General features: G+C 56.5%; 16 protein-coding genes. 10 read left to right on the plus strand and 6 right to left on the minus strand.

Annotated features, from left to right (window positions below):
• The first annotated feature begins 155 nt into the window (after positions 1-155).
• Positions 156-1,079 (plus strand): D-alanyl-D-alanine endopeptidase, encoded by a 924-nt coding sequence (gene pbpG / locus V5P19_RS01730; RefSeq protein WP_334399543.1) that lies wholly within the window; start codon positions 156-158, stop codon positions 1,077-1,079.
• A gap of 12 nt (positions 1,080-1,091) precedes the next feature.
• Here pbpG and V5P19_RS01735 read toward each other — a convergent pair whose 3' ends face one another.
• Both V5P19_RS01735 and dld read right to left on the minus strand, forming a co-directional pair.
• Complete coding sequence (locus V5P19_RS01735; RefSeq protein ID WP_334399545.1) at positions 1,092-1,646, minus strand: N-acetyltransferase family protein; 555 nt, start codon at positions 1,644-1,646, stop codon at positions 1,092-1,094.
• Between the two features lie 112 nt (positions 1,647-1,758).
• Positions 1,759-3,507 (minus strand): D-lactate dehydrogenase, encoded by a 1,749-nt coding sequence (gene dld / locus V5P19_RS01740; RefSeq protein ID WP_334399546.1) that lies wholly within the window; start codon positions 3,505-3,507, stop codon positions 1,759-1,761.
• A gap of 190 nt (positions 3,508-3,697) precedes the next feature.
• Between dld and bglX the strand changes: the two genes are divergently transcribed.
• The 5 genes from bglX (at position 3,698) to V5P19_RS01765 (ending at position 9,893) form a co-directional block, all read left to right on the plus strand.
• Positions 3,698-5,995, plus strand: coding sequence for a beta-glucosidase BglX (gene bglX, locus V5P19_RS01745; RefSeq protein WP_334399548.1), 2,298 nt, complete (start codon positions 3,698-3,700; stop codon positions 5,993-5,995).
• A 146-nt stretch (positions 5,996-6,141) separates the two neighbouring features.
• Positions 6,142-7,059 carry an ABC transporter substrate-binding protein gene (locus V5P19_RS01750; RefSeq protein WP_334399550.1) on the plus strand — a complete coding sequence of 306 codons (918 nt, stop codon included), beginning with the start codon at positions 6,142-6,144 and terminating at the stop codon, positions 7,057-7,059.
• A 12-nt stretch (positions 7,060-7,071) separates the two neighbouring features.
• The gene (locus V5P19_RS01755) at positions 7,072-8,229 is read left to right on the plus strand and encodes an ABC transporter permease (protein ID WP_334399552.1); all 1,158 of its coding nucleotides are present in this window, start codon (positions 7,072-7,074) and stop codon (positions 8,227-8,229) included.
• On the plus strand, positions 8,222-9,172 hold the full coding sequence (locus tag V5P19_RS01760) for an ABC transporter ATP-binding protein (RefSeq protein ID WP_334399553.1): 951 nt from the start codon (positions 8,222-8,224) through the stop codon (positions 9,170-9,172). Before V5P19_RS01755 ends, V5P19_RS01760 begins: the two co-directional genes overlap by 8 nt.
• Entirely contained in the window at positions 9,156-9,893 is a 738-nt protein-coding gene (locus tag V5P19_RS01765; RefSeq protein WP_334399555.1) for an ABC transporter permease, read from the plus strand. The genes V5P19_RS01760 and V5P19_RS01765 overlap by 17 nt, the downstream gene beginning before the upstream one ends.
• Here the strand turns inward: V5P19_RS01765 and V5P19_RS01770 are convergent.
• Positions 9,868-9,981: a protein YohO gene (locus tag V5P19_RS01770; RefSeq protein WP_010433613.1), complete on the minus strand. Its 114-nt coding sequence runs from the start codon at positions 9,979-9,981 to the stop codon at positions 9,868-9,870. The genes V5P19_RS01765 and V5P19_RS01770 overlap by 26 nt on opposite strands.
• Before the next feature lie 69 nt (positions 9,982-10,050).
• Positions 10,051-10,791, minus strand: coding sequence for an HTH-type transcriptional regulator MlrA (gene mlrA / locus V5P19_RS01775; RefSeq protein WP_334399557.1), 741 nt, complete (start codon positions 10,789-10,791; stop codon positions 10,051-10,053).
• Between the two features lie 217 nt (positions 10,792-11,008).
• Here mlrA and V5P19_RS01780 point away from each other — a divergent pair, with 217 nt between their 5' ends.
• Genes V5P19_RS01780 through V5P19_RS01790 form a run of 3 tightly spaced genes read left to right on the plus strand, consistent with a single transcriptional unit; the run spans position 11,009 to position 13,926 of the window.
• A complete protein-coding gene (locus V5P19_RS01780) occupies positions 11,009-12,694 on the plus strand; it encodes a sensor histidine kinase (RefSeq protein WP_334399559.1) in 1,686 nt (561 codons plus the stop codon).
• Positions 12,688-13,407, plus strand: coding sequence for a two-component system response regulator BtsR (gene btsR, locus V5P19_RS01785; RefSeq protein WP_334399561.1), 720 nt, complete (start codon positions 12,688-12,690; stop codon positions 13,405-13,407). Before V5P19_RS01780 ends, btsR begins: the two co-directional genes overlap by 7 nt.
• 48 nt (positions 13,408-13,455) lie before the next feature.
• Positions 13,456-13,926 (plus strand): DUF1456 family protein, encoded by a 471-nt coding sequence (locus V5P19_RS01790; protein WP_334399563.1) that lies wholly within the window; start codon positions 13,456-13,458, stop codon positions 13,924-13,926.
• 31 nt (positions 13,927-13,957) lie between these two features.
• Here the strand turns inward: V5P19_RS01790 and metG are convergent, their stop codons facing one another.
• The gene (gene metG / locus V5P19_RS01795; protein ID WP_334399565.1) at positions 13,958-15,991 is read right to left on the minus strand and encodes a methionine--tRNA ligase; all 2,034 of its coding nucleotides are present in this window, start codon (positions 15,989-15,991) and stop codon (positions 13,958-13,960) included.
• A gap of 137 nt (positions 15,992-16,128) precedes the next feature.
• Here metG and apbC point away from each other — a divergent pair, with 137 nt between their 5' ends.
• Positions 16,129-17,238, plus strand: coding sequence for an iron-sulfur cluster carrier protein ApbC (apbC, locus tag V5P19_RS01800; RefSeq protein ID WP_334399567.1), 1,110 nt, complete (start codon positions 16,129-16,131; stop codon positions 17,236-17,238).
• A 33-nt stretch (positions 17,239-17,271) separates the two neighbouring features.
• On the opposite strand, the gene V5P19_RS01805 is transcribed toward apbC, so the two are convergent.
• Entirely contained in the window at positions 17,272-17,718 is a 447-nt protein-coding gene (locus tag V5P19_RS01805; RefSeq protein ID WP_334401103.1) for a GNAT family N-acetyltransferase, read from the minus strand.
• Positions 17,719-17,736: the final 18 nt, after the last annotated feature.

Below are 17,736 nucleotides of genomic sequence, written 5' to 3' on the forward strand. Positions count from 1 at the left end.
GCTGGCGTAAATGCCAGCAGTGCAGCATCTGTTCACGATTATCCGCTGGCGACAAAGCACGGTGCCCGCTATGATGCCGAAGCCAGCCTGCGTTTATCCGTCGATGCAGGCGGTGTACGTTATTACGTGCGTGAATAATTATCAGAAGTCTCACCATGCTGAAATTCCGAGTCTCATTACTTAGCCTGGCGTTATTGCTGGGTGCGTCTGCTGCCGCGCCAGCGCTCGCCAAAACACCTGCGGTGACCGCTGCCGCTGCACAGCCGCAAATCGCTTCCGGCAGTGCGATGATTGTCGATCTCAACACCAACAAGGTGATTTACGCGAGCCACCCTGACCTGGTGCGCCCGATCGCCTCGATTACCAAATTAATGACCGCGATGGTGGTGCTTGATGCACGGCTGCCGCTGGACGAAAAGCTAAAAGTGGATATCAGCCACACGCCAGAGATGAAAGGGATCTACTCTCGCGTGCGCCTGAACAGTGAAATCAGCCGCAAAGATATGCTGCTGCTGGCGTTAATGTCTTCAGAAAACCGCGCAGCGGCGAGCCTGGCTCATCATTATCCCGGCGGTTACGACGCATTTATTCGTGCAATGAATGCCAAAGCCAAATCGCTGGGGATGACTCACACCCGTTACGTGGAGCCGACGGGGTTGTCGACCCAAAACGTGTCAACGGCGCGTGATTTGACGAAGCTGCTGATTGCCAGCAAACAATATCCGCTGATTGGCCAACTGAGCACTACGCGTGAAGATATGGCCACCTTTGCGAGTCCGGCATATACGCTGCCGTTCCGCAATACTAACCATCTTGTCTATCGCGAGAACTGGAATATCCAGTTAACGAAAACCGGCTTTACCAACGCAGCGGGTCACTGCCTGGTGATGCGAACCGTGTTTAACGGCAAACCGGTGGCGCTGGTGGTGATGGATGCCTTTGGCAAATATACCCACTTCGCGGATGCAAGCCGCCTGCGTACCTGGATTGAGACCGGGAAGGTGCAGCCTGTTCCTGCCGCAGCGCTGAGTTATAAAAAGCAGAAAGCTGAACAGATGGCGACTGCACAAAACGATTGATCCGTTCTGCATTTACTCCGGCAGCGTCCAGTCACCCTCGTTGAGTGGGCGCTGCATAATCACCGTATCCCGCCAGTCACCCTTTTTATAGCCAACGCTGCGTAGCTGACCGACCACTTCAAACCCGTGTTTCTTGTGCAGCCGTAACGACCCGGCGTTATTGTTCCCGTCGCCGACAACGGCGATCATTTGTCGCCATTGGCCCTGCTCGCAGCGCGCAATTAACGCCTGTAATAACGTTGAACCAAACCCGCGTCCGGTGGTGCTGGCATCCACGTAAATGGATTCCTCAAGGGTGTATCGATAAGCGTGCCGCGGACGGTAAGGCGTGGCGTAGCAATAGCCGACGATAATGCCGCAATACAGTACGACCAGCCACGGCAGGCCGCTGCTGGTGACCGCCTTCATCCGCTGGCGCATTTCATCGACGGTGGGAGGGACTTCTTCAAATGACGCGCGCCCATGCAGCACATGCCAGGCGTAAATGGCTGAGATGGCATGCGCATCGTCTGGAAGCGCATCGCGCACTTCCAGTTCGGTTTCAGATAAAACGTCAACAGCCGACATGATGTGCCTGCTCCTCGTCATGGAAAGCCAGAGAAACGTTTCTCTGGCGACAGGCATTCACTCTAGTACGTTTGAGTCACGCTAAACAATCTCTTAAAGTTGGCTGTATTCTTTAATCAGCAGCTTGCGAATTGTTCTGCTCCGTTTCACCGCTCTCTTTCCAGTGTTTATGCCGTGTTGTTTTACCAATGCCGGGATTCATGCTGTTTGTAGGGTCATTCTTGCGATAAAACTGCTTAAGTGTTTCTGGCGCTTTGTAAAGATGCCCGACGTTATGTTCCGCAGGATATTGTGCCCCTCGCGCGCTCAGCAACGCTAGCATCTGCTCCTTCAGCGCGTGCGCATCGACCCCTTTTTTGACGATGTAATCCTGGTGGAAGACGTAGCACATAAAGTGGCCGTAGTAGAGCTTGTGCACTAGCGTGCTGTCGATCTCTGGCGGCAGATGTTCAAACCACTCGGTATCGTTGCGGCGCAGGGCAATATCCAGCGCCAGAATATCTTCCACCTCATCAGCGTGGACCGCCTGATAACGTATGGCCGCACCCGCCGCCGCAAAACGGTGCAGGAAGGCTTTGCTGCCTTCTTCAGGCGTGCAGGCGAAGAAATCCCCCTCGGCTGTTTTGAAAAATTCGGTCAGCCAGGATTGTGCTTCGGCAATGCCGTCACCGGCCATTTTCAGCAGCAGGTGATGCTCATATTTATCGCGCCAGGTTTTCATCCGCGCCGGTAAATGCGCCGGGAAAACGTTGCCCACCTTTTGCATAAAGCGGTCAGTAAAGTGTGGCTTGAACAGCGACACTTTATCGAGCATTGCGTCGGTGCGCCCCTTCATGGTGAAGAAGAACGGCATTTTGTCGGTGCCGAGCTTGTCGATCATCAGGAACGTGTCTTTGCCGTAGCGCTCGGCGATATCGTAGATGTCCCGGTGCATATACTCGCCCGCCACCGGCAGATGGGTAAATTCACCCAGAATATGTCGACGAATTTCGGTCAAGACTTCAGGCTGATTGGTGCCGATGTAAAACACCTGCTGCTTTTTCTCTGCCGGGAAGGTATCAAGGCGCACGGCAAAAACAGCCAGTTTGCCCGCGCAGCCGGAGGATTCAAACAACCGGTCCGGATCGGCGTTGTAGCGCGCAGGGGTATCGGCCTCGATATCGCGCACGCGGGTGACGTAATCGTGATCGTGTGCGTGACGGCCATCGTGCTGAACGTCTTCGTCTTTCACCCGATCATCGTCTAGCTTGCTGAGGATCTGCTCGGGCGTCACGCCCAGGTCGATGCCCAGATGGTTGACCAGCGTCAGCTTGCCGTTTTCATCGATACGGGCATACAGCGACATCTCGGTGTACGCGGGGCCACGCTGCACCAGCGAGCCGCCGGAGTTATTGCAGATCCCGCCAATCACCGAGGCACCGATACAGGACGAGCCGATTACCGAGTGCGGTTCGCGTCCCAGCGGCTTCAGCGCTTTTTCCAGTGAATAGAGCGTGGTGCCCGGGAAGGCAAGTACCTGTTCACCTTTGTCCAGCAGGTGCAGCTTGTCCAGGCGCAGGGTGCTGATGATGACAATGTCACGATCGTAATCGTTGCCGTTTGGCGTTGAGCCTTCGGTCAGGCCGGTATTGGCGGCCTGCATCAGAATAATTTTGTCTGCGGCGACGCAGGCGCTCAGCACCCGCCACAGTTCCAGCAGCGTGCCGGGAAACACCACCGCCAGCGCATCGCCCTGACCGGAACGAAAACCCTTACGGTAGCGGGCAGTTTTGGGCGGGTCGGTAAGCAGGTGAGTGTGACCCACCAGGCGTGACAGTTCGTTAATAAAAGTCGTGTTATCGTCAGTTCGAACAGAAGTCATCTTCCACTCCTTGTGGCGGGGCAAATTTCACGCTGTAAAGCATAGCGCGATTAACTGTTAAGCGGTCGAGTATTCACGAGAAAAATCAGAGAATAACCCTGCAACGTTCAGAGGGTTTGTGGCACACTGCGCTTTTCGCACGGTCTGGCCGAGTTCTTCCGGCGGTTATTGATGAGAGAGTAAAAACACCATGAAATGGCTATGTTCTGTAGGTGTCGCCGTCAGCCTGGCGCTGCAACCTGCGCTGGCAGATGAAATGTTTGGCAATCACCCGCTCACGCCTGAAGCCCGCGACGCGTTTGTCACGGACTTGCTCAAAAAGATGACTGTCGATGAGAAAATCGGTCAGTTGCGTCTTATCAGCGTCGGCCCGGATAACCCGAAAGAGGCGATCCGCGAGATGATTAAAGAGAGCCAGGTGGGGGCGATTTTTAACACCGTTACCCGCCAGGATATCCGCAAAATGCAGGATCAGGCGATGGAACTCAGCCGTCTGAAAATCCCTCTGTTCTTTGCCTATGACGTGCTGCACGGCCAGCGTACCGTTTTCCCGATTAGCCTCGGTTTAGCCTCCTCCTTTAACCTCGACGCGGTGAAAACCGTCGGGCGCGTGTCTGCTTATGAAGCGGCGGACGACGGCCTGAACATGACTTGGGCACCAATGGTCGACGTCTCGCGCGATCCGCGCTGGGGCCGCGCGTCGGAAGGTTTCGGCGAAGATACGTATTTAACCTCCACGATGGGCAAAACCATGGTGGAAGCGATGCAGGGCAAAAGCCCGGCGGATCGCTACTCGGTGATGACCAGCGTCAAGCACTTTGCAGCCTACGGCGCGGTTGAAGGCGGTAAAGAGTACAACACCGTCGACATGAGCCCGCAGCGTCTGTTCAACGACTATATGCCGCCATACAAAGCGGGGCTGGATGCGGGCAGCGGTGCGGTAATGGTGGCGCTGAACTCCCTTAACGGCACGCCTGCGACCTCTGATGCCTGGCTACTGAAAGATGTCCTGCGCGACCAGTGGGGCTTTAAGGGCATCACCGTGTCCGATCACGGCGCGATTAAAGAGCTGATCAAACACGGCACGGCGTCCGATCCGGAAGACGCGGTGCGCGTGGCGCTCAAGTCCGGCATCAACATGAGCATGAGCGACGAATACTACAGCAAATACCTGCCGGGGCTGGTGAAGAGCGGCAAAGTGACCATGGAAGAGCTGGACGATGCCGCGCGCCACGTGCTGAACGTGAAATATGACATGGGGCTGTTTAACGATCCGTACAGCCACCTTGGGCCGAAAGCGTCCGATCCGGTAGACACCAACGCCGAAAGCCGTCTGCACCGTAAAGAAGCGCGTGAAGTGGCGCGTGAAAGCCTGGTGCTGCTGAAAAACCGCCTCGATACGCTGCCGCTGAAAAAATCCGGCACCATTGCCGTAGTGGGCCCGCTGGCCGACAGCAAGCGCGACGTGATGGGGAGCTGGTCTGCCGCAGGCGTGGCCGACCAGTCCGTGACCGTGCTTACCGGCATTAAAGACGCCGTGGGTGGCAACGCCAACGTGGTGTATGCCAAAGGGGCAAACGTCACGAACGACAACGATATCGTTACCTTCCTCAACCAGTACGAAGAGGCGGTGAAGGTTGACCCGCGCTCGCCGAAAGCAATGATCGACGAAGCGGTCAACGCCGCGAAGCAGTCCGACGTCGTCGTCGCCGTGGTGGGTGAAGCACAGGGCATGGCACATGAAGCCTCCAGCCGTACCGATATTACGCTTCCTCAAAGCCAGCGTGACCTGATCGCCGCCCTGAAAGCAACCGGCAAACCGCTGGTACTGGTGCTGATGAACGGTCGTCCACTGGCGCTGGTGAAAGAAGACCAGCAAGCGGATGCGATCCTGGAAACCTGGTTCGCCGGTACCGAAGGGGGGAATGCTATTGCAGACGTGCTGTTTGGCGATTACAACCCGTCAGGCAAGCTGCCGATGTCGTTCCCGCGTTCCGTTGGGCAAATCCCGGTTTACTACAGCCACCTGAACACCGGGCGGCCGTACAACGCCGACAAGCCAAACAAATACACTTCACGCTACTTCGACGAAGCCAACGGCCCGCTCTATCCGTTCGGCTACGGCCTGAGTTACACCACCTTCAAGGTCTCTGACGTGAAAATGTCAGCGCCAACCCTGAAACGTGACGGCAAGGTGACGGCCAGCGTCGACGTGACTAACACCGGTAAACGGGAAGGGGCCACGGTCGTTCAGATGTACGTTCAGGACGTCACGGCCTCCATGAGTCGCCCGGTGAAACAGCTGCGTGGCTTTGATAAGGTTGACCTCAAGCCTGGCGAAACCAAAACCGTCAGCTTCCCGATTGACATCGATGCGCTTAAGTTCTGGAACCAGCAGATGAAATACGATGCTGAACCCGGCAAGTTCAATGTCTTTATCGGCATGGACTCTGCCCGCGTCAATAAAGGCGAGTTCGACCTGCAGTAATCATTTCCTCCTCAGCATCCCTCGCCTGTCGGGGGATGCGTCTTACCTTATGCGAAAAAGGCATTTTGACGGTTAAATCCGCCGTTTTAAGCTACGCTTTTCACTCAAGCCTCTGAAAAAGGCAGCAAAATAATGAGGAAAGCAGAATGACGATTAAAACGGGGATGATGGGATCTGCGGTGCTGTTGGCAGCGCTGAGCCTGCCTCTGCAAGCGGCTGAACCGGTGAAGGTTGGTTCGAAAATTGATACCGAAGGGGCGTTACTCGGCAATATCATTTTGCAGGTTCTGGAAAGCCACGGTGTTAAAACGGTCAATAAAGTTCAGCTTGGCACTACGCCCGTGGTGCGCGGCGCCATTACCTCTGGCGAGCTGGATATCTACCCAGAATATACCGGCAACGGTGCCTTCTTCTTCAAACAAGAAAACGATCCGGCCTGGAAAAACGCCAAAGCGGGATACGAAAAAGTTAAAAAGCTGGATGCGGAACAGAACAAACTGGTCTGGCTGACGCCAGCCCCGGCCAACAATACCTGGACTATCGCGGTGCGCAAAGACATTGCGCAGAAAGGCAAGCTGACCTCACTTGAGGATCTCAGCCGCTATCTGAAAGAGAAAGGCGACTTTAAGCTTGCGGCCTCCGCGGAGTTTATCGAACGTCCGGACGCGCTGCCCGCATTCGAAAAAGCCTATGATTTCAAACTTGAACAGTCGCAGCTGCTCTCTCTGGCTGGCGGTGACACGGCGGTGACGATCAAAGCCGCAGCGCAGCAAACCTCTGGGGTGAATGCTGCAATGGCTTACGGCACCGACGGCCCGGTGGCGGCGCTGGGCCTGCAAACGTTGACCGATCCGAAAGGCGTTCAACCCATTTATGCGCCTGCGCCCGTCGTGCGTGAATCTGTGCTGAAAGCCTACCCGGATATCGCCGAATGGCTTAAGCCCGTCTTTGAAAAGCTGGACGAAAAAACGCTGCAACAGCTGAATGCCAGCATTGCCGTAGAGGGACTGGATGCCAAAAAAGTGGCTGCCGATTTCCTGAAGCAACAAGGGCTTGTGAAGTAACGGGACAAGGCTGTGCCAATAAAATGTCATAACCGCGTGCTGCTGCTGTTGGCCTGCGTGGCCATCGTGGCGGTCGCGTTACCTTTTGTGAACGTCGCGCCTAACCGCCTGATGTCGGGCGAAGCGCGCCCGCTCTGGCAGGTGTGGTCGTTTGCGCCGCTGCTGCTGGCAGGGGCGCTGGGCGCGCTCGTTGCGTTATCCTTCTGGCAAGGGCGTAAGGCGCAGTGGCTTACGCTGCTCCTCTGCGAGGGGCTCTTCATCGTGCTGTTCTGGAGCGCGGGCCGTGCGGCAGCGCATATGGTCTCCGCCGAAAGCCCGCTGGCGCGCACCTCCGTTGGCAGCGGGCTATGGCTGTGGCTGGCGCTTTGCCTGCTGGCCTGCAGCGACGCCATTCGCCGTCTGGTGCCGACATCCGTCTGGCGATGGCTACTCAACGCACAAATCTGGTGTATCCCCCTGGTGCTGCTCTTGAGCGGTGAGCTGAACGATCTCTCGCTGTTGAAAGAGTACGCTAACCGTCAGGAGGTGTTTAACGATGCCCTGGCGCAACATCTGACCATACTGTTTGGCACGCTGGTACCGGCGCTGCTGCTCGGGATACCGCTGGGCATGTGGTGTTACCGCCATCCTTCCCGTCAGGGCGGGGTCTTTACGGTGCTCAATGTTATCCAGACCATTCCTTCCGTGGCGTTATTTGGCCTGCTGATTGCGCCGCTGGCGGGGCTGGTGACGTCGTTTCCCGTGCTGAGAACGCTAGGTATTGCCGGAACCGGATTAACGCCCGCGCTTATCGCTCTGGTGCTTTATGCGCTGTTGCCGCTGGTGCGCGGCGTGGTGGCGGGCTTAAGCCAGGTGTCACCGGATGTGCTGGAAAGCGCCCATGCGATGGGGATGAGCGCGCGGCAGTGTTTCTGGAAAATTCAACTTCCCCTCGCGCTGCCGTTGCTACTGCGCAGTCTGCGGGTGGTCGCGGTACAGACCGTGGGGATGGCGGTGATCGCGGCCCTGATCGGAGCCGGGGGCTTTGGCTCGCTGGTATTCCAGGGCCTGCTCAGCAGCGCGCTGGACCTGGTGTTATTGGGCGTGGTGCCCACTATCGTATTGGCAGTGGTCATCGATGCGCTGTTTGCCTTATGGCTCGCGTTGCTCGGGAGAAGAGCCAATGATTGAATTTCATGATGTGAGTAAAACCTTTGCGGGCCGTCCGGCGGCAAGCCACCTGAACCTGAACTTTGCCGAAGGCGCATTCTCCGTGCTGATCGGCACCTCAGGATCGGGGAAATCCACCACGCTGAAGATGATTAACCGGCTGGTGGAACACGACAGCGGCCTGATTCGCTTTGCGGGGGAGGAGATCCGTAGCCTGCCTGTGCTGGAGCTGCGGCGTCGCATGGGCTATGCCATTCAGTCCATCGGCCTGTTTCCCCACTGGACGGTGGCGCAGAACATCGCCACCGTGCTGCAGCTGGAGAAGTGGTCCCGAGTCAAAACGAACGAGCGGGTCGATGAGCTCATGGCGCTGCTCGGGTTAGAGCCCGGGCTCCGTGAACGCTACCCCCATCAGCTTTCCGGCGGGCAGCAGCAGCGCGTTGGGGTCGCCCGTGCGCTGGCCGCCAACCCGCAGGTGCTGCTGATGGATGAACCTTTTGGCGCGCTGGACCCGGTGACGCGCGGCGCGCTTCAGGCGGAGATGACCCGCATTCATCGCATTTTGGGGCGCACCATCGTGCTGGTGACGCACGATATCGACGAGGCGCTGCGTCTGGCCGATCGTCTGGTGCTGATGGACCACGGGGAAGTCGTGCAGCAGGGCACTCCGCTGGAACTCTTGACCCATCCGAAAAATGATTTCGTACGCGAATTTTTTGGCCGCAGCGAGCTGGGCGTCAGGCTGCTCTCCCTGCGCACCGTTAGCGACTATATGCGCCGACAGGATGAGCCGATAAGCGGTGAGCCATTACATGAACAGATGAGCCTGCGGGATGCGCTTTCTGCCTTTGTTGCGCGGCAGAGTGAGGTGCTCCCGGTTGCGGATGCGCAGGGTGCACCCTGCGGCACATTGTATTTTCGCGATCTGCTGGCCGGGGAGGTGACGCGTGAAAGCCATGCGTGATCCGCTGCTCTGGCTGGTGGGGCTATTCCTTGCCCTGCTGTTTCTGATGCCGCACAGCGCGGCATTATTCAGCACGCTTTTCCCCGGACTGCCGCGGCCGGTATATCAGCAGGAGAGCTTTATCAATTTAGCGCTGGCACACCTGTGGCTGGTGGCGCTCTCAAGCATCATTGCCATCGTGCTGGGCGTGGGCGCAGGAATGGCGGTGACTCGCCCCTCCGGCAGGGAGTTTCGCCCGCTGGTAGAGACCATTGCGGCGATCGGGCAGACCTTTCCGCCGGTAGCCGTGCTGGCTATCGCGGTGCCGGTGATGGGATTTGGTCAGCAGCCGGCCATTATTGCGCTGATTTTATATGGGGTGTTGCCCATTCTTCAGGGCACGCTGGCGGGCATTGCGGCGGTACCGGCATCGGTGCTGAGCGTTGCCGAAGGGATGGGAATGAGCCCCTGGCAGCGGCTGTGCAAGGTTGAACTGCCGTTAGCCGCGCCGGTTATCCTTGCGGGGATCCGGACGTCGGTGATTATCAATATCGGAACGGCGACCATCGCCTCGACGGTGGGCGCAAACACGCTGGGGACGCCGATCATCATCGGCTTAAGCGGGTTTAATACGGCCTACATTATTCAGGGTGCGCTACTGGTTGCGCTGGCGGCGATTGTGGTTGACCGCGTGTTCGAGCGTCTGGCGCGCTATCTCAGCCGACACCGCCACGAACAATAAACGAATAGCCTGCCAGCATTACGCCGCCGATACCGCTTACGGCCATCAGAACAAAAAGGGTAATTACGGCCAGTTTGGTTGCCTTCATCATGTGCTCCTGTTGTTAACGGAACAATTATACGGTGAAGCGCAGCTGTTAATGAACCATTAAATGCCGTTACGGCTCATTCGGGCCGAGGGCGTAGACGGGATAACCATGCTCACGCCATTCCGTCAGGAGCTGTTGCTGTGAGGCAGACGGAACCTCGCCACACCAGACCAGCAGGGTGTGACCGTCAAAAAATTCTGGCCGGAGCTGGGCCAGCGAGTGCGCCAAAACATCCACGCGCCAGCCCTGCTGGGTGGCGATCCAGGCTTCCAGCCACAGGCGCGTAGTATCGTGAACGTTCCAGCCGACCACCAGCGCATCTTTACCGTTCTTATTTCTCGCGGAGGCAAGACACACCGAAATGTAGTTAATGAGCATCCCATCCAGGATGCTGAGCAGCGCCTGCAGGGTTGACTGCTGGCACTGAAGGCGGCGGCGTAACGGGATGAACAGATGGGTGATCAAGGTTTGCGCGGGGTAGTCGCGGCCTTGCTCTTTTATCCAGCCACGCAGGCGCTGGAGATTACCCGCTTGCAGAAGCCGCAGCAGGGTTTCCTGCTGCTCACGCCAGAGGTGCTGCGTATCGGGGTCGTGCTGACTCAGCAGCGACTTCACTTTGCCGACCTGTACGCCATTGTCGATCCAGCTTTTGATCTCGCGAATCCGGTCTATATCGGCATCATTGAAAAGGCGATGCCCACCGTCCGTTCTCTGCGGTTTGAGTAATCCATATCGTCTTTGCCACGCTCGTAGCGTAACGGGATTGATTTCACAAAGGAGTGCCACTTCACCGATCGTGTAAAGCGCCATATTCGCCCCCTGGCCTGCGCGTCCCCAGCTTAACTGTAGACGCAGATCACCGAACCAGGTAGAAATGATCGTTTTTTGAACAAAAAATGCGAAGCATACGTTATGTTCGGTAAAAGGTGTGATATCGAACACGATTTCCACCTTTTTTGTACCGCTTCAAAGAAAGTTAACCTACATCAGTGTATGTTACGCGTTTTTAGAGCGCGTGGTTGTGAGTATGTACGAGTTTAATCTGGTGCTGCTGTTGCTTCAGCAGATGTGTGTGTTTCTTGTCATCGCCTGGTTGATGAGTAAAACGCGCCTGTTCATCCCGCTGATGCAGGTTACCGTCCGACTGCCGCACAAGCTGCTTTGCTACGTCACTTTTTCCATTTTCTGCATCCTCGGTACCTACTTTGGCCTTCATATTGAAGATTCCATTGCCAATACGCGCGCCATCGGCGCGGTGATGGGCGGATTGCTCGGCGGCCCTGTCGTGGGCGGCCTGGTCGGGTTAACCGGCGGTCTGCATCGGTATTCAATGGGCGGCATGACGGCGCTAAGCTGCATGATCTCAACCATCGTCGAAGGGCTACTCGGCGGTCTGGTGCACAGCTACATGATCAAGCGTGGCCGTCCGGATAAAGTCTTCAGCCCGCTTACCGCGGGCGCAATTACCTTTGTGGCCGAAATGGCCCAGATGGCAATCATCCTGCTGATTGCGCGACCCTATGAGGATGCGCTGAAGCTGGTGAGCAGTATTGCAGCCCCAATGATGGTGACCAACACCGTGGGTGCGGCGCTGTTTATGCGTATTCTGCTCGACAAGCGCGCCATGTTTGAGAAATACACCTCGGCGTTCTCTGCCACGGCGTTAAAGGTTGCGGCATCAACGGAAGGTATCCTGCGTCAGGGATTTAACGAAGAGAACAGCATGAAGGTGGCGCTGGTGCTGTATAAGGAGCTGGACATTGGTGCAGTGGCGATCACCGATCGCGAGCGGCTGCTGGCCTTTACCGGAACCGGTGACGATCATCATCTTCCAGGCAGACCGATTTCGTCCGCCTATACGCTGCGCGCGATAGAAACCGGTGAGGTCGTCTACGCCGACGGAAACGAGGTGCCGTACCGCTGTTCACTGCATCCGCAGTGTAAGCTCGGCTCGACGCTGGTCATTCCGCTACGCGGTGAAAACCAACGGGTGATGGGGACCATTAAACTGTACGAAGCGAAAAACCGCCTGTTCAGCTCCATCAACCGCACGCTGGGGGAGGGGATTGCGCAGTTGCTTTCCGCACAGATCCTTGCCGGGCAATATGAACGCCAGAAAGCGCTGCTGACGCAGTCAGAGATCAAGCTGTTGCATGCTCAGGTGAATCCGCATTTCTTATTCAACGCCCTTAATACCCTGAAGGCGGTGATCCGACGCGACAGCGATCAGGCCGCGCAGCTGGTGCAATTCCTGTCGACCTTTTTCCGCAAGAACCTCAAACGCCCGTCGGAGATTGTCACCCTGGCGGATGAGATAGAACACGTTAATGCCTATCTGCAGATTGAACAGGCACGTTTTCAGTCACGGCTTCAGGTCTCGCTCTCCGTGCCGGATGAACTGGCGGATCAGCATCTTCCGGCATTTACCCTGCAGCCCATCGTGGAAAACGCGATCAAGCACGGTACGTCGCAGCTTCTGGGGACAGGGGAGATAACCATTGCGGCCAGCCGTTTCAACCACCATCTGGTGCTGGATATTGAAGATAATGCCGGGCTTTATCAGCCTTCCGCCTCCGGTGGTTTAGGGATGAGCCTGGTGGATAAACGCCTGCGCGCCCATTTTGGCGATGATTGCGGCATTACCGTCGCCTGCGAGCCGGACCAATTTACCCGTATTACGTTACGACTGCCGCTGGAGGAAAACGCATGCTGAGAGTGCTTATTGTCGATGATGAGCCGTTAGCGCGGGAAAACCTGCTCGTGCTGCTGCAGGAGCAGAGCGATATTGAGGTGGTGGGCGAGTGCGCCAATGCGATTGAGGCCATTGGTGCCGTGCATAAGCTGCGGCCGGACGTGCTTTTTCTTGATATCCAGATGCCGCGCATCAGCGGGTTGGAGATGGTCGGAATGCTCGACCCGGAACATCGTCCCTATATCGTGTTCCTGACGGCATTTGATGAATATGCGGTAAAAGCCTTTGAAGAGAACGCCTTTGATTATCTGCTCAAGCCGATTGAAGAGCAGCGACTGGAAAAGACGCTTGCCCGCCTGCGTCAGGAGCGCACGGTGCAGGACGTCTCGCTGCTGCCGGAAAATCAGCAGCCGCTGAAGTTTATTCCCTGCACCGGACACAGCCGCATTTACCTCCTGCAAATGGATGACGTCGCCTTTGTCAGCAGCCGCCTGAGCGGGGTCTACGTGACCAGTGCCGAAGGTAACGAAGGCTTTACCGAGCTGACGCTGCGCACGCTGGAAAGCCGCACGCCGCTGATCCGCTGCCATCGACAGTATCTGGTGAACATGGCGCACCTCAAAGAGATCCGTCTCGAAGATAATGGCCAGGCGGAGCTGGTTTTGCGTGCTGGGCAAACGGTGCCCGTCAGCCGACGCTACCTGAAGAGTTTGAAAGAGGCGATTGGTCTGTAAAACTGGTACACTGCGCGGCATTGCAACATCGACGGTGAAAAGGCACTCATGCTTAGTAATGACATTCTTCGTAGCCTGCGCTACACCCTGAAAGCGAACAATAACGACATGGTGCGCATTCTTGCGCTCTCCGATATGGAAGCCACGTCGGCCGGGTTTGATACCTGGATGACCAAAGAAGATGAAGAGGGCTTTGTGCGCTGCCCGGACATCATTCTGTCGGGTTTCCTGAACGGCCTGATTTACGATAAGCGTGGCAAAGATGAGTCTGCGCCGGAGCTGGCGCTGGAGCGTCGGGTGAACAACAACACGGTGCTGAAAAAGCTGCGTATCGCCTTTTCGCTGAAAACAGACGATATTGTGGCGATCATGACCGAGCAAAAATACCGCGTGTCGGTGCCGGAAATCACCGCCATGATGCGCGCGCCGGACCATAAAAACTATCGTGAATGCGGCGATCAGTTTTTGCGTAATTTCCTGCGCGGGCTGACCCATCGGGTGCATCACCCAAAATCATAAAAAAAGCCGGAGATGACCTCCGGCTTTTTTATTATTTCACCTGCTGACCTGGCTTCGCGCCTTCATCAGGGCTTAACAGGAAGATATCTTTCCCGCCAGGACCTGCAGCCATCACCATCCCTTCAGAGATGCCGAAGCGCATTTTGCGCGGTGCCAGGTTAGCCACCATCACGGTCTGGCGGCCAATCAGCACCTGCGGATCAGGATACGCGGAGCGGATACCGGAGAAGACGTTACGTTTCTCGCCGCCCAGATCCAGCGTTAGACGCAGCAGTTTGTCCGAACCTTCAACGAATTCCGCGTTCTCGATAAGCGCTACGCGCAGGTCCACTTTCGCGAAATCATCAAAGGTAATGGTGTCCTGGATAGGATCGTCTGCCAGCGGGCCGGTAACCGGTGCCGCAGCCGCCTTCACCTCTTCTTTAGAGGCTTCCACCAGGGCTTCCACCTGCTTCATCTCGATGCGGTTATACAGTGCCTTGAAGGTGTTCACCTTGTGGGCAAGCAGCGGCTGCTGGATAGCATTCCAGGTCAGCTTGGTGTTCAGGAACGCTTCGGCGCGCTCAGAGAGCTGCGGCAGAACCGGCTTCAGATAGGTCATCAGCACGCGGAACAGGTTAATGCCCATGGAGCAGATAGCCTGCAGGTCCGCGTCGCGGCCTTCCTGCTTAGCGACAACCCACGGCGCCTGCTCGTCCACATAGCGGTTAGCCAGGTCTGCGAGCGCCATGATTTCACGCACCGCCTTACCGAACTCGCGCGCTTCCCACGCTTCGCCAATGGTGGCCGCAGCGTCAGTGAAGGTTTTGTACAGCGCCGGATCGGCCAGTTCAGCCGCCATTACGCCCTCGAAACGCTTCGCGATAAAGCCCGCGTTACGGGAGGCCAGATTGACCACTTTGTTAACGATGTCTGCATTCACGCGCTGCACGAAATCTTCCAGGTTCAGGTCGATATCGTCGATGCGGGAAGAGAGCTTCGCCGTGTAATAGTAGCGCAGGCTGTCCGCGTCGAAATGGTTCAGCCAGGTGCTGGCTTTAATGAAGGTGCCGCGAGATTTAGACATCTTCGCGCCGTTGACCGTCACATAGCCGTGCACAAACAGGTTGGTTGGCTTGCGGAAGTTACTGCCTTCCAGCATCGCTGGCCAGAACAGGCTATGGAAGTAAACAATGTCTTTACCGATGAAGTGATACAGCTCGGCGTCGGAATCTTTCTTCCAGTATTCGTCAAAGCTGGTGGTGTCGCCACGCTTGTCGCACAGGTTCTTGAAAGAGCCCATGTAGCCGATTGGTGCGTCCAGCCAAACGTAGAAATATTTGCCCGGCGCGTTCGGGATTTCGAAACCAAAGTACGGCGCATCGCGGGAGATATCCCATTGCTGCAGACCGGATTCGAACCACTCCTGCATTTTATTCGCCACCTGCTCCTGCAGCGCGCCGCTGCGGGTCCACGCCTGCAGCATTTCGCTAAACGACGGCAGATCGAAGAAGAAGTGCTCGGAATCACGCATGACAGGCGTCGCGCCAGAAACCACGGACTTCGGTTCGATAAGCTCGGTTGGGCTGTAGGTTGCACCGCACACTTCGCAGTTATCGCCGTACTGGTCCGGTGATTTACATTTTGGACAGGTGCCTTTGACGAAACGGTCCGGCAGGAACATGCCTTTTTCCGGATCGTAGAGCTGAGAGATGGTGCGGTTTTTAATAAAACCGTTCTCTTTCAGACGGGTGTAAATCAGCTCTGACAGTTCACGGTTCTCGTCGCTATGCGTGGAGTGATAGTTGTCATAGCTGATGTCAAAGCCAGCAAAATCGGTCTGATGCTCCTGACTCATTTCGGCAATCATCTGCTCTGGGGAGACACCCAGCTGCTGTGCTTTCAGCATGATCGGCGTGCCGTGGGCATCGTCCGCGCAGATGAAATTAACCTCGTGGCCGCGCATTCGCTGGTAACGGACCCAGACATCAGCCTGGATATGCTCCAGCATGTGGCCGAGGTGGATTGAGCCGTTGGCGTACGGCAGTGCGCACGTTACCAGAATTTTTTTCGCGACTTGAGTCATAGTAGGCATTACTTCTTTTAACTGTGAAAAGGGTTTTTGATATTACCAAAAGGGGCATTATTAAGTAAGCACAAACCACGGCCTTTCAGGTAAACTTGTTCATCTAAGGTCTTATTCACAAGAACAAAGGAGTCGGGATGAGTTCTCAATCCCAGGCCAAATCACCGGAAGCCTTACGAGCAATGGTTGCCGGGACGCTGGCTAATTTTCAGCATCCAACCCTGAAGCACAATCTCACTACGCTGAAGGCGTTGCACCATGTTGCGTGGCTGGACGATACCCTGCACATAGAGCTGCAGATGCCCTTCGTCTGGACCAGCGCATTTGACGTGCTGAAAGAGCAAGCCAGCTCTGAACTGCTGCGCATTACCGGTGCGAAAGCGATCGACTGGAAGCTGACCCACAGCATCGCCACGCTTAAGCGCGTTAAGAATCAGCCCGGCGTGAACGGCGTGAAAAACATCATTGCCGTGAGCTCAGGTAAGGGCGGGGTGGGTAAATCATCCACCGCAGTCAACCTGGCCCTGGCACTCGCTGCCGAAGGGGCAAAAGTCGGTATTCTGGATGCCGATATCTACGGACCGTCCGTTCCGAACATGCTGGGCGCGGAAAACCAGCGTCCAACCTCACCGGACGGCACCCATATGGCGCCGATTATGGCGCACGGTCTGGCGACCAACTCGATCGGTTATTTGGTGACAGACGATAACGCCATGGTCTGGCGTGGCCCGATGGCCAGCAAAGCGTTGATGCAGATGCTGCAGGAGACGATGTGGCCGGATCTGGATTATCTGGTGCTGGATATGCCGCCGGGTACCGGTGACATACAGCTGACGCTGGCGCAAAACATTCCCGTAACGGGCGCAGTTGTGGTTACGACGCCGCAGGATATCGCGCTGATTGACGCTAAAAAAGGGATCGTCATGTTCGAGAAAGTCGAGGTGCCGGTGCTCGGCATCGTCGAGAACATGAGCATGCACATCTGCAGCAACTGTGGACATCATGAGCCTATCTTTGGTACCGGTGGTGCAGAAAAACTGGCCGCGCAGTACCACACGCAGCTGCTGGGTCAGATGCCGCTGCACATCACGCTGCGTGAGGATCTGGATCGCGGCACGCCTACGGTCGTTAGCCGCCCGGACAGTGAATTCGCTGAGATGTATCGCCAGCTGGCAGGGCGCGTTGCGGCACAGCTCTACTGGCAGGGTGAAGTCATACCGAGCGAAATCGCCTTCCGCGCGGTGTAATGTTTAGCCGGGTGAGCACAGCGCCACCCGGCGTTAACCTTTTCGGTAGTGCATCAAATAATACTCTCCGTCCGGAGAATCTCCCGTCGACTCAATATGCCAACCGTGGCGCTGGTAAAAGGCGACTGCCCGCTCATTTTTCACCAGACACTTTAACGCTCCCGTACCGGTAAACGTCTTTTGTGCCTGCTCCAGCAGTAAACGCCCGACGCCCACGTTCTGATAGCCTGGGTCAACGAACAAATTGTGCAGGAAATTATCGTTCGACCAAATGGAAGCGAAGCCAAGACGATGGCCGTCCTGCTCTGCGACCCAAATCGCTTCGTCGCGAGTGGCCGCGTCGAAATCTTCAAGCTGCCATTCAGCGTCGTCAAGCCATGGCCACGCATCGCGGCGGGCATGCAGGTACAGCGTGCGTAGAAAAGGGCGATCGCTTTCCTGCCCCGGACGAATAAGAATTTTATTAACGGTGATAGAAATATCTCCCCTATAGACTTT

This window comes from Enterobacter sp. UNJFSC 003, from assembly GCF_036903355.1.
In the GTDB taxonomy this organism is placed as follows: domain Bacteria; phylum Pseudomonadota; class Gammaproteobacteria; order Enterobacterales; family Enterobacteriaceae; genus Enterobacter.